This is a genomic window from Alteromonas sp. ABH4_452 (assembly GCF_056311825.1).
The window spans coordinates 1,519,774-1,533,005 of sequence record NZ_CM149973.1; the positions used below are offsets into that span (position 1 = coordinate 1,519,774).

Here is a 13,232-nt window from a genome sequence, read left to right on the forward strand (position 1 = left end):
ATAGCATAGGCCTGTAAAAAAAAGGGTTTAGACTATATCCTCAAAAGTCGCCGTGTTGTGCCTGGAGAATACTTAAACTGGTAATTGCCGCCGTTTCGGTACGTAAAATACGTGGGCCTAAACTTACCGATTGATAACCGTTTTCGTTAGCTTGGTGAATTTCTGTGTCTGATAACCCGCCTTCTGGACCTATTAGTAGTCGAAACCCTTGCGTATTATAGGGTTGCCTCGCTAAGCTTTGTTCTGCACCGGGTGCTAATACCAACCGCGTAGTATTGGTCGATGAGGACAGCCACTGACTTAAATTTACCGGGGCGTTAAGCACAGGAATAATATTGCGACCACTTTGTTCACAGGCTCCAATGATAATTTTCTGCCATTGCTGAATTTTCTTTTCCCAACGCGACTCGTCAAGCTTTACTGTGCATCGTTCAGTAATAACCGGCGTTATTTCTGTTACGCCAAGTTCGACGCTTTTTTGAAGCACAGTGTCCATTCTATCGCCCTTAGAAACACCTTGACCTAAGTGAAGGTGGAGGGGGGACTCTTTTGCTAAGGAAAGGCATGCATCGGCCTCAACCGTTACTTTCTTCCTTTGAACACTTATGACTTGTGCACTGTATTCGTTGCCATCGCCATTAAATAGCACGATAGGGCGATTGGGTTTTATGCGCAGCACAGTAGCGATGTGATGACCCGCATCTTCGGTTAATTCAAATTCTTGTTCTAAAGGAATGGGGTTGGGGTAATAAACTCTTGGTATACGCATAAGGAATCAGGTGTTTGGTTTTGATGCGTATGATACGTGTCAGTATATGCAGGTTGCAATGCTGTCGACGGCATCATGTAAATAATTGGAGAAAAACTTACACAAACGGCAACACGCGACCTATCTTTAATAATCACCTGACTCGTAGGTTTACTCTATGCCGCAGAGGGCGAAGAGTTGCTCGAAGAGTTTTCCAACACTGTGGAAGATGGCTTCGATTTTTGTGCTGGGCGGTATTCCGCTCTTGCATACTTAGTGTGTTTTCCTTTATCGGTGCGAAGTGAATACAAAAATAAACACAAAACAACCGAAAATAGGGTTATGAGAAGCAACATGCGTTAATCCTTTAAGTGACATAGTTTGCTAAAGCTCGTTCACAAGAAATAAAACAAATTCATCAAAAACGATAATTTGGTTTAGTTCTTATGAGACTTTAGTCTAAAACTTTAAGGCTAAAAAATCATCAAAAAAAAAGTCTTAAAACTCGGTAACTTCCGACAAAGTTAAAAAGACAACAAAGCGCATTCAAGCTTCGGTGTAAAATAGTGCATTTGTTGAGTGACATGTGTGTGACAATTATTCAAAAAAATACTTAAACTTTGGTATATGTTTGTAACTAAGAGTAGCGTTACGTATCGCTACTTTAGGATAATGCTAACACTATCAAGGGTCTATGAAGCTTAGACTTTAGGGCGAATTTACGCTGTTTGGACCTATTGTGTATTGGTGATAATACGAATAGCTGCTACCGTATACGTGCTAATTACAACTAACCATGACAAGGACCATATTATGGAAGAGAAACTTTCGCTTTTTTCAGCAAGTGATGTTGAAAGGTACATAAACGACTACGCCATTCCGTGGGGTATCAACATTTTAATGGCAATAGCGATTTATGTAGTCGGTAAAATCGTAGTTGGATTTATTTTGTCTTTATTTAGACGCCTGATGGCTAAGTCTAAATATGATGACATGTTAGTAGATTTCCTAGAGGCAATAATCAGCGCTATTTTGATGTTATTCGTTATAGTAGCGTCACTGAATCAACTAGGTGTGGATACTACTTCTCTTGTTGCTATTTTAGGTGCGGCTGGTTTAGCTATTGGTCTGTCACTTCAAGACTCACTTAAAAACTTTGCAGCAGGCGTAATGCTACTAGTATTTAAGCCGTTCAAAGCGGGTGATTTTGTTGAAGCTGCGGGTACTGCTGGTTCAATCAAAAAGATTGGTATTTTCACAACTACAATGAATACGCCTGATAACAAAGAAATTATCGTTCCAAACGGCAATATCTATAGCGGTAACATCACTAACTACTCTGCGAAAGATACTCGCCGTGTAGATATGGTTGTAGGTATTGGTTACGACGCTGACTTGCTTAAAGCTAAGCAAGTATTGCAAGAAATGGTTGCAGCAGACGACAGAATTTTAGCTGAACCTGCTCCAACTGTAGCGGTTTCTGAACTTGCTGATAGCAGCGTTAACTTTGTAGTACGCCCTTGGGTAAATGCTGCAGATTTCTGGGCAGTTAAGTTCGATTTTACAGAGCAAGTTAAACTTCGCTTTGATAAAGAAGGTATATCAATTCCATTCCCACAAATGGATGTGCACCTACACAAACAAGACGGCGAGTAATCGTTATCTTGAAAACGAAAAACGCTGCTTGATGCAGCGTTTTTTTTGCCTCAAAAATAAGTGATTTATTTAGGCACTAAACAGAGTATAACCCTATAAGGCTGTGCTTTTATTTACAGTTCGGTCGATACGCCGTGGCCTGGTAGTCAGCATAGGCAGCGGGCATATTTGCCTGTAGGTTATCAATTCTTGTTTGAGGTGCAGGGTGAGTTGATAATAGTTCCATTGGGCGCTCACCACCACTAGCAGCATCCATGTTTTGCCATAAGTTCACAGATTGTCTTGGGTCAAACCCAGACTTTGCCATCAGCTGAAGGCCGATTACATCGGCTTCTGACTCATGTGTTCTACTAAACGGAAGCTGGACACCTACCTGAACACCTAAACCTATTGCCGCCATGATAGGGCCTGATTGGGGGACTTCGTTAGCGGCCAACACTTGACCTACTGCCTGACTACCTACATTAATTAACGTTGACTGAGACATACGCTCGTTACCGTGCTCTGCTATAACGTGTCCTACTTCGTGACCAATAACAGCCGCTAGCTGATGTTGATTTTCCGCTACGTTAAGTAACCCGGTATATACGCCTATTTTCCCGCCAGGTAACGCGAAAGCATTAACCTGTTCATCGTCAAACACTACTACTTCCCATTGACCACTAAAAACGCTTGCCGGAACTTGGGCAGTAATGGCGTTTGCAACGCATTCCACATAGGTATTTTGTACTGCTTTACTCGATATTTTTAGCTCTTCTTTCATACCTGAAAAAGCTTGATCGCCCATTTGTGCTAGCTGAGCTTCTGAATAAAGTAATACTTGATTTCTGCCGGTAGGAGATGTTGCACATGCAGTTAATGTGAGCGCAGCAGCAATAACCGCTGATGCAGTGAATTTCAATTTCATAGTTAATCCTTTTGATTGCTGAATACACTCATTTTCGTGACGCTGTCACAAAAAATGATATTCCATTCAGTTTATACATCTGTTTGACCGTATTAGTATCAGATAGCGGGAACAAATAAAACTAGACATTCGCGCTAAAGAGACTGCTTTGTGCTCACGGGCGTTTCTATTGAATTCAACAAGTAATAAAAGATGTTGAAATATGCTCTTACAATTGGCGTAAAGTAGGCTAGGTGCGTACTTTTTATAGAAAAATGACACGCTTTTGCCTTCTTAATATTTGTGTCATAAACTGATTTTAATTTATACATAGAAGTTGAATAAATTTTCTGGTGTACTAAGAGCAGAAATCCCAGATTTCTCGGACCTCGCAACGTACGACAAAAAACAATTAAAAAGGAAATCAAATGGCAGTGCGTAACAAGTTTAAATACGGATTAATTGCATTTTTAGTTTCAGCTGCGCTCACAGGATGCGGCCTTGATGGTGACGATGGTGCTCAGGGTGAAACAGGGGCACAAGGGCCACAGGGCGAACAGGGTGATCCAGGTACTGATGGCAGCGACGGCACCGATGCTTCTATCGGTATTGCAATGGATATCGTTGGTCGTGCCTTCTTAGGCAATCAAACGGCAGCTGAAATCGTTCAATATCATTCTGATTCCAGCACTATTTACGCCACTAACGGCGAAACAAATACAATTGCAGTTATTGATGCCTCAGGCGTTAGTACTGCAACAATGTCAGATCCAATCAATACGACCACGCTAACACCGACTACGATAGCATTACCTGCAGACATTAACGGCGTGGCCTTAGGCAGCTTAACAAGTATTGCAATAAGCGGTGACCTCATGGCCGTTGCAGTACCTGCGGATGTTAAAACTGACAATGGTTACGTGTTGTTTTACAACGGACTTGATAGCTCTGCTCCCGCGTTTTTAGACTCGGTAGAGGTAGGCGCACTACCTGATATGGTCACCTTCACCCCTGATGGCGGTAAAGTGTTAGTAGCCAACGAAGGCGAACCGTCTGATGACTATACTATTGATCCTGAAGGTTCTATCACGGTTATCAACATTCTTGCCAGTGGTGAGCCTGAAGAAACAGGCACTACCGTAGGCTTTAGCGCATTTAACGGCAGTGAAGCTGAGCTTATAGCACAAGGAATGATGTTCCCAAATCCAGCAGGACGCACAATTAATGGAACAGCTATCACCTCAACTGTAGCGAAAGACCTAGAGCCTGAATATATTACGGCGACTAACGATGTTGCCTATGTAAGCCTTCAGGAAAACAATGGCCTGGCGATATTAGATTTAGAAGAGTTAACCGTGGATGTTGTTGGTTTAGGGACTAAGTCTTGGGCTGGCCTTAACATAGATATCCAAGAAGATGATGCGGTTAGCTTTGGCCAATATACTGGCCTGTATGGTGTATATCAGCCAGATACTATCGCTAATTTTACGTGGAAAGACGCAACTTTCATCGTGACGGCGAACGAAGGTGACGCCCGTGAGTACTTCTTTGAAGCTGCTGATGAAGCTGCATGTACTGCCGCTGGTGGTGTTGATTTCGACGAAGATGATGGTTGCCTTGCCTACACAGATGAAGTGAAAGTAGAAGACCTAACGGCTGCTGCAAACTCTGAATTGGCCATGCTACAAGCAACAGGTGAGGCTGATGATTTACGTGTAACTTCAGCTATGGGTGATGCTGATGGAGACGGTGAGTACGAGGCAGCATACGCTTACGGTGCGCGCTCATTTACCATTTGGGATCAGAACGGCTTAGTGGTTTATGACTCTGGCGACGATTTTGAACGCATTACCGCTTCAGTTCACGGCGCACAGTTCAATAACGGTGACGACGAAAACGCTAGCGATTCACGTTCTGAGAACAAAGGACCAGAGCCAGAGGCATTGACCGTGGGTCAAGTTGGCGACCGTACTTATGCATTTATCGGTACAGAGCGCATGGGTGGTATTTTTGTTTACGATGTAACGAACCCTTACGATGTTCAATTTGCTGAGTATGTGATCAACCGCAATCTTACCGAAGGTTTAACCAGCGATGATGTTATTGGTGACCTTGCGCCAGAAAGTTTGGTATTTGTTAGCGCTGACGACAGCCCAAGTGGTGTGCCTCTTCTTGTTGTAGGCAATGAAGTTAGCGGTACAGTATCGGTATGGCAAATTAACCAGCTGTAATTTAAAACTAAATAGTTAAACAAAAACCCGCTTAATTAAGCGGGTTTTTTATTATCTAATAAAAAAGCCCGAGCTTGAACTCGGGCCTTTCAGAGTCGCGTAATGCCTTGCGTTTGCTAAGGCATTATCTATTGCGATTAAAAGTGCTTAGTACTTAACCGTTACACCTGCAAACAAGCGAGGACCATAGTCGTTAACTTCGCCAAGGTTACCTTGAACGTAGTAGTCTTGAGACTTAGGTGCGCTGAATAGGTTAATTGCTTCAACCTTAACACGTACGTGGTCATTAACCTTGTACGATGCACGGGCTTCCCACACGCCTACCTCGTCTACGTAACGCAAGCGCGTCCCGTTGCTGGTGTAAGGTTGGAAATACTCGCTTCTGTACTTGTAGATAAGCGCTGTATCTAGGTCGCCAATCTGGTAATAAACCTGACCGCTAAACACATGCTCAGAGAATCCAGGTACAGCGCCCGGAGGAATGATACCTTGGGTTAACTGAGTAGTATTACCGTCAAGGTCGGTAATAAATGTATCACCGTAATTACTATCCTCAAACTCGTAATCTGTGTCAGCATAGTTATAACCAAACTTAACACCAATACCGCTATCCCAACGATAAGCGATTGACGTTTCGATACCAATGATGCTGCTGCTTTCGTCTGTTGTTACGGAGTTAGTAATAGGCAAGTCATAATCATCGCCCTCAATTTCAAACGTTTCTAGCACCGTTTGCTGTTGGAAGCCACCGTTAAACTGCTTGTAGTAAACACCGAAAGCAAAAATTGAGTCTTCATTCGGGTACCATTCAATGGCAACGTCGTAGTTCCAAGACATAAGTGGCTTAGTACTCGGGTTACCAGAACCGTTTACGCCAACAATTAAGTCTGAAATAGTCGTAGGAGCCACTTCATCATCAGTTTGGAACGTACGGCTAAAGCCTAGGTCTGATGGGTCTGCGCGAGACATACCGCGATAAATACCAGCACGTAGCAAAATATCGTCGCTATAATCCATTACGAAGTTAGCGCTAGGCAGCACTTCAGTGTAGCTACCACCACCTTCGATACGCTCAACTACTGAGTCATCTTCAACAAGTGTCAGTGTACCCAGTTCACCTTCAATAACTTCAAATGAATTTCTGAAGCCAATTGAAGTAACTTCAGTGTTTACAACACGAACACCAAAGTTACCGCGAATGAATTTACCCCACATTTCTGTGTCGTAGTTCGCCATCAAATAACCGGCATAAGTACGCTCAGTGACATCTATTGTTCCCGAGTTCTCATATTCCAACTCAGGGTAAGCGAAATCATCGCCGTTAGATGCAGCTACGGCACGGGCGAAGCAGTTGTTGTCATAGGTTGCCCACGAAGAGCCAGTGCCGCTATCTACGGTATTTCCGTCTCCATCAACGTGAGTAATAATGTCACCGTCTGAAACAGAAGATAAGAAGTCACTTTCTGGGAAGTCAATTTGACAGCCTTGCATAAGTGCAATTGCTTGGGCGATCTCTTCTTCGTCAGATGAGCCTTCAGTAGGAGAGAAGGTCCATTCAGTTCTAGAACCGTTACCTTGAGAACCGCCTAGCTGAACGAATGTCATTTCAGAGGCACGTAAGCCACCTTCGATGCTTACAAAAACGTTGTGGTCAAGAATATAGCTAAAATCTACTCTAGCCGACTTAACTTCGTTTTCGCGCGTATTTTCTCTGTCTGCACGGGTACGTAAGCTATCGTAGAAGTTAGTGATATCAGTCACGTCAAAGTTCTGTACCGTGAAATGAGGAATATCATCACCCATATCCCACGAGAAGAATTGTCTGTCTTCGGTGCGGGCACGGTTTGAAATTTGTAGCTCTTCACGCTCGGTTTTTGAGTAGGAAAGGTCGAAACTTAACGTTAATGCATCAGTAGCGAAGTGCTCAACATTGATACCAAAACCGTGGTAAGTCTCGTCACGCGAGAACTGTTCACCAGAGCTTTCGATACGATCTTGGCCTTCCCAGTGTAGAATGCCGCCCACATCATTGGTTACCAACGTAGGGCCAGTCAAACCAGGTATCGCACGCTTTTGTAGGAAGATTAAGTCGTGTCTTGCTTCTTGTTGCAAGCGATTCGAGTACTGGAAGTCAGTGTTAATATCCCAGGCGTCATTAGGCTGAAACTGTAGTGCTAAGAAGAATGCATCTCGCTCATCAGATGTTTCGTTTTGACGATAGCTACGAGAACTACCTGTCCACGCATAAGGTGAACCTCCACTGATTGCCTCACCAGTTTCTGGGTCGATTTCTGTGTTGTAGCCTTGGTTTGAGCTACCGCTAACCTGGTCTTCACAGTCGCCAGCGCTGCTGCGGAAAAAACCTTCATTAGTGTTGGTAGGATCGTTCAAACACGCCCATAGTGAAGAGCCCGTTGGGCTAGAGCTTCTGTACTCGGCCTCAGGTTGAGTTATATCCTGGCGCTGGGCACCGATAGAGATACCTAACGCAGAGCCGTTATTGAACTCAAACTGGTCAACATAGCTTATCGTTCCACGATAGCCTAAGTCACTATGCAGTGAGTTATCTACATTGCCTTCGTCAGGGTTATAGTTGCCTTTAACTTCACCCTGAATACGCTGTTTGCCGTAATCAAGAGGTGCAACAGTTTCTAAGGCGATAACACCAGCCACACCACCTTCAATCATAGAGGCGTCTTGGGTTTTATAGATAGCAATTTTCTTAACCAGTTCGCTTGGGAACTGTGAGAAGTTAACCGAACGGTCACCGCTACCATTAGTCGCTTCACGGCCGTTAATGTGCGTCGCACTTAAGAACGGACCTAGACCACGAATAGTAATTTCTGTAGCACCACCATTTTCACGGTGTGACGCTGCGCCCGTAATTGATTCTAGTGCTTCACCAATAGAAAGCGCAGGTAGATCACCAATGTCTTCGGCCGATAAGCCGTCAACAACAGTAGTAGATTCGCGCTTGATTGAAATTTGGTCTTGTATAGTACGACGTGAGCCAACAACGTCGATAACTTCTACGTCCTCCGCCGCGGTCTGCTCTTGCGTTTCTTGCGCTTGTACTGAAAAAGCGGCAGTGCTGGCTACACCAGCGATGAATGCGGCTCTTACCCAACGCGCAGTTGGGTTTAGGGTAAAGGGTGTGCTTCTTTTCAACGACATTACAATTTCTCCGTTGTGTTATCGATGCACTAACGCCCCGAAGGGCGCAGTGACTTAATGTGTAGGGTATTTGTGTTTTATGTATTAATTATCTGCCGTCCATGTAGAGCCAGCACCTACATCAGTAGACTGAATGTAGTAAAGCCCTTTAGCTCCAGCGACTGCTTGTGCACCGTTCGGGTCGGTTTCAATTAGACCGTTGGTAGCGGTAACAAACTCTGGCACTTCCTTGCCATTGTCTGCGGGGTTTTGGTCGATAGCGCCGTCGGTATCAAATTCGCCGTTGCCGTTAAGGTTGCGAATGTCTACCCAAGACTCATCTTCAACATCGCCCGATGCATAGCTATCGGTAAAGCCGAAGTTGTTGGAAAGTAGTGATTCTTCGTGGTTAATTAGATCACAGTCGTATTCAAAAGCGTGGTCACTACTAATCGCTTCAGAATCAAATGCTAGCCCAAGCGTGCTTTCTTTATCTGCTTCGTTAAAGCCATTTGCAATTGCATTCGCATCGAAGTCGATTACAAAGAAGTTTTTGGTAAGACCATAAAGAACTGGCGCGTTATCTGCGGTTAGTTCGTCACAGTCACCCACTGGTGCTCTACTGCCAATTTCTGTGCTGAACACGATTGGTTGAAGTGAGTTTAGAACGGTATTCTTGGTAACAGTTAGCGTTAGGTCACCGCTGCCGTCTAGCACTGCTTGGTTACCTGCGTTAGGTACACCGCCGTCAGCTTGAGAAAATGGGTTAGCCGTGAACACTAAGCCGCCAGCTTCTTTATTGCCTGAACGAATACCTGCAATGTAGTTATTCGTTACCGTATGACCGAGCGGTGTCATCAATACACCACTTGGGCGTTCGTCTGAACCAGAAATATCAGTGGTTCTAATGATGATATTGTCAGCAACGGTGTTAAACCCACCGTCTTCTAACGAAATACCGCCTTTCGGGTCAATAATCGTGTTACCTTGAATAGTAGCGCCAGACGTTTGAACTCGCATTAGGCGACGGCCTGAAGTGAAGTTATCAATACGGTTGTACTGAACAACAAAGTTAGCGTCTTCTGCCGCATCTGCTCCCGTAGTGCTTCCAACGTTAAGAAGCAGCAGGCTTGATTGGTTGAAGTTCGGGTTAACCGCATTTTCAAACAAATTGTACTGGATTGTATGGTTTAGGCCCGAAGAAGAGAGCTTGATTACCGAGCCTTTAACCGCGTTGTTTCTATTGCGGAAGGTATTACGCTCAATCATGGCGCCTTCACCATTAACAACAAGCCAATGATGAGTTTCTTCATTCAATGTGGTCTGGTCGCCGTCCATTGTATTTTCAGCAAAAGTGAAGTTATCGCCTTCTGAATAAATAACTGCGGCTGCTTCGCTTTCACAGTAAGAATCTAATGCCGTATCAATGCTTTCAAAACGCATGCCCTTTATTGCTGCACCGTCTACAGTACTAGCAACATTTATACATGCTTCACCAGATATGACCGGCGTTTCGCCTTCTACTGCAGTCATGGTTACAGCACTGGTTAATAAAATTGGTGCTAGGTCAGCATAAACGTTGGTGTTTAGACCTAAGACATCGCCGTCGGCAAGGCCGCTATTAAGTGCACTTTCAAGACCGGCTTTATCGTTAACTACAGTAGTATAAACAATGGTATCAACAGCATCTGATGCTGAACCTTCAAAACCGTCATTATCGGTGTAAGAGGCTTCTACAGAAATGATTGCGCCAGCGTTAGCACTGGGTGTGAAAGTGCTGCTGTTGCTATCAGCAATGGCTACGCCATCAGCAAACCATGTGTATTCAACGCTTGCTTCGTCAAACCCATTATTGTCTGTCAGTGTTGCCGTTAATACACCGTCTACCAAATAAGGCACAGTGCCAGTTATTTCTATCGTTCCAGCTTCGTCCACGGCCTCTTCATTAACCGGTATAGTAGGTTCTGAGGTAATAACTTCTTCAAAACCATTATCATCAGTATAAGACGCTTCTACCGTAATGACCTGGCCTACAAGGCTTGCGTCAACGACGTAACTGCTTTGAGTAGCACCTGAGATGGCAACGTCATCGCCATACCATTGGTATGTCACTTCACCGGTAGCGCCATCTTCATCGCTAATTTCTGTAGAAAGGGTGTTGCCAACAGTAGGCGTGCCTACAATAACGATTGCACCTTCTGAATTTACGCGACCTACAGGGTCTGTTGGTTCAGACATAGGGGCTTCATCGAAGCCGCGGTTATCAGTAAAAGCCGCTGATACGGTAATAACCTTACCAAACTCATTTTCTGTAAGCGTGATTGTAGATGTAACTTCATTCTCAATAGCAACATCATCTGCATACCACGTATAAACAATGCTTTCTGGTTCTACACCGTTTTCATCTGAAACTGTGGCAGTAAGCATACCGCCTACTACAACATCGCCAGAGATGGCAATACTTGACTCAAACGCTATTGCCATTACATCACTTGTTGGTTCACTCACGTGAGATTCGTTAATACCACCATCGTCAGTATAAGAGCCTTGCACCGTAATAGCCGAACCAATTTGATCGTCAGTAAGAGTAAAACTTGCACCGCTTGCGTCAGCAATAAGTTGATTGTCAGCGTACCAAAAGTAGTTTACGTCTGATGAAATACCATCTGGGTCGCTGACTGAGGCAGTTAGCGTTTCGCCAGAAGTTGGCGTACCAGATAGCGTGATACTACCTAGGGTATTAGGGTTGTTGTCAGAATCTACATCACATCCCGTAATGGCTGCGGCTATGGCGCAAAGTGCAAATGCTTTAATCTTCATGATGGCATCGTGCTCCAAGTTTAATTATAGGGTGGTAAAGTTTTTATTGTGTTTTGGTGTTACCAATATGTGTATTTGTTTTTACCAAATTGGTAATAAGGCTAATAAAAACACAATTTATTAACATTTACTAGCAAATTTACTAAATTTCTTAAAAATTAAGACGTTTAAAATGAGCTTGATAAAAGGGATTAGCGGAATTGGTCAGATAGGTCTGGGGTCAGAGTACTTTTTAGGCTCGAAGTCAGAGTACTTTTCACTGTGACATCCAAATGAGTTTTAGGTTAGGGGCAGGTTATAGACACCTGTTAATTGCGTTTACGTTATGGGTAAAAAATGCGCTACCAGACACCTAATAATTCTGATAGCGCACCAATTTACTAACTCTTAGGCTTAAGCATTTCTATTTTTGGGATAAGAAGCCAAATGGCTGCAATTGCAATGATAGCTAACGACGCTCCGATGACGAAGGCTGGCGTATAATTTCCATCTGCAGTAAGCCATGGAACCAAAGATGTTAAGCCCACCGCACCCAGCTTCGCCGCCATACCTGAAAAACCAGATAGCGTACCCACAGCTTTTTTACCAAATAAATCGCTCGGAAGGGTTTGAACGTTACCTATTGCTGTTTGGAAACCGAAAAGGATAACCGCCATAATAAGCACCGCTACCGTTGGCGCGCCAGGGTCTGACATTGCGATAAGAGCAGGGAGCATTATTAGACAACCCAAGGTGATAACTAGCTTCCTTGTCTTGTTCGGCGTCCAGCCAGCCGCTATACGATTTTGCGCCAACAAACCGCCAAACCATGCGCCAAGCATTGCGCCCACATAGGGCACCCAGCCGTATATACCTATCTCGGTAACGTTCATGCCATACACTTCGTTAAGGTAGATAGGGATCCAGAATACAAATAACCACCAAATAGGGTCGATTGCCGCCGAAGCGATAATTACGCCCCAGCTTTCTTTGCGAGAAAGCAGTTCACCTGTTGAAGGGCTGTATTCCTCCATTTCCTTGGCATTACCATTTTCATCTTTATCTTCGCTCATGGTGCGCTGACCAGAAAGAATATAGTGCTTTTCTTCCTCGGTAATCCAAGCGTGCATCGCTGGTGGAGCTTTAACTATAATAACCCAAGGCAATAGCCATAAAAGACCGATGGCACCTACGATAATAAATACCGCCTGCCAGCTAAAATGCAGAGTTAAAAAGCCAATAATTGGAAAGGCTATGATGCCACCAATAGCCGCACCAGAGTTAAAGATGCCTTGGGCTAGCGCACGCTCTTTCGTAGGAAACCATTCGGCGTTACCTTTGGTTGCACCAGGCCAGTTACCAGCTTCGGCAATACCTAAAATCGATCTAAAGATACTGAAGCTCAACATGCCTTGCGCAAATGCATGAGCAATAGTGGCGAGTGACCAAACACCGATAGAAAGAACGAAGCCAATTCGCGTTCCAATCCAGTCGAAAATCTTACCGAAAATCGCCTGACCAAACGCGTAAGAGAAAACAAACACGATGGAGATATTAGCGTAAATCTGTTTCCTTTCTAACGCTGATTCATCTGGAAACAAGTCTTCTACAATAGCAGGCCATAATACGCTTAAAGCTTGTCTATCGATGTAATTTATAATTGTTGCGAGAGCAATAAGTGTAATTACCCACCAACGTAGACCTTGAATTTTCACGGCATCACTTCTCTTTTAGGTTGTGTATAGTTTCGCCAGAGCGT

Annotated in this window: 7 protein-coding genes; 2 read left to right on the plus strand and 5 right to left on the minus strand. The window is 44.1% G+C overall.

Annotated elements, in window-relative coordinates; translation table 11 throughout:
- Positions 1-40: 40 nt before the first annotated feature.
- Positions 41-769 carry a 16S rRNA (uracil(1498)-N(3))-methyltransferase gene (locus ACYX4N_RS06535; RefSeq protein ID WP_476055992.1) on the minus strand — a complete coding sequence of 243 codons (729 nt, stop codon included), beginning with the start codon at positions 767-769 and terminating at the stop codon, positions 41-43.
- Positions 770-1,561: 792 nt separating this feature from the next.
- On the opposite strand from ACYX4N_RS06535, the gene ACYX4N_RS06540 reads away from it, so the two are divergent.
- Positions 1,562-2,404, plus strand: coding sequence for a mechanosensitive ion channel family protein (locus tag ACYX4N_RS06540; RefSeq protein ID WP_474805326.1), 843 nt, complete (start codon positions 1,562-1,564; stop codon positions 2,402-2,404).
- A 109-nt stretch (positions 2,405-2,513) separates the two neighbouring features.
- On the opposite strand, the gene ACYX4N_RS06545 is transcribed toward ACYX4N_RS06540, so the two are convergent.
- Positions 2,514-3,311: a M48 family metallopeptidase gene (locus tag ACYX4N_RS06545; RefSeq protein WP_476055993.1), complete on the minus strand. Its 798-nt coding sequence runs from the start codon at positions 3,309-3,311 to the stop codon at positions 2,514-2,516.
- 407 nt (positions 3,312-3,718) lie between these two features.
- Here ACYX4N_RS06545 and ACYX4N_RS06550 point away from each other — a divergent pair, with 407 nt between their 5' ends.
- Complete coding sequence (locus ACYX4N_RS06550; protein WP_476055994.1) at positions 3,719-5,521, plus strand: choice-of-anchor I family protein; 1,803 nt, start codon at positions 3,719-3,721, stop codon at positions 5,519-5,521.
- Between the two features lie 147 nt (positions 5,522-5,668).
- Here ACYX4N_RS06550 and ACYX4N_RS06555 read toward each other — a convergent pair whose 3' ends face one another.
- From ACYX4N_RS06555 to ACYX4N_RS06565, 3 genes are all read right to left on the minus strand, one after another.
- Positions 5,669-8,695, minus strand: a complete 3,027-nt coding sequence (locus ACYX4N_RS06555) for a TonB-dependent receptor (protein ID WP_476055995.1) — start codon at positions 8,693-8,695, stop codon at positions 5,669-5,671.
- Positions 8,696-8,779: 84 nt separating this feature from the next.
- Positions 8,780-11,494: a poly(beta-D-mannuronate) lyase gene (locus tag ACYX4N_RS06560; protein WP_476055996.1), complete on the minus strand. Its 2,715-nt coding sequence runs from the start codon at positions 11,492-11,494 to the stop codon at positions 8,780-8,782.
- A 380-nt stretch (positions 11,495-11,874) separates the two neighbouring features.
- Positions 11,875-13,188, minus strand: coding sequence for an MFS transporter (locus ACYX4N_RS06565; protein ID WP_474854968.1), 1,314 nt, complete (start codon positions 13,186-13,188; stop codon positions 11,875-11,877).
- Between the last annotated feature and the right edge of the window lie 44 nt (positions 13,189-13,232).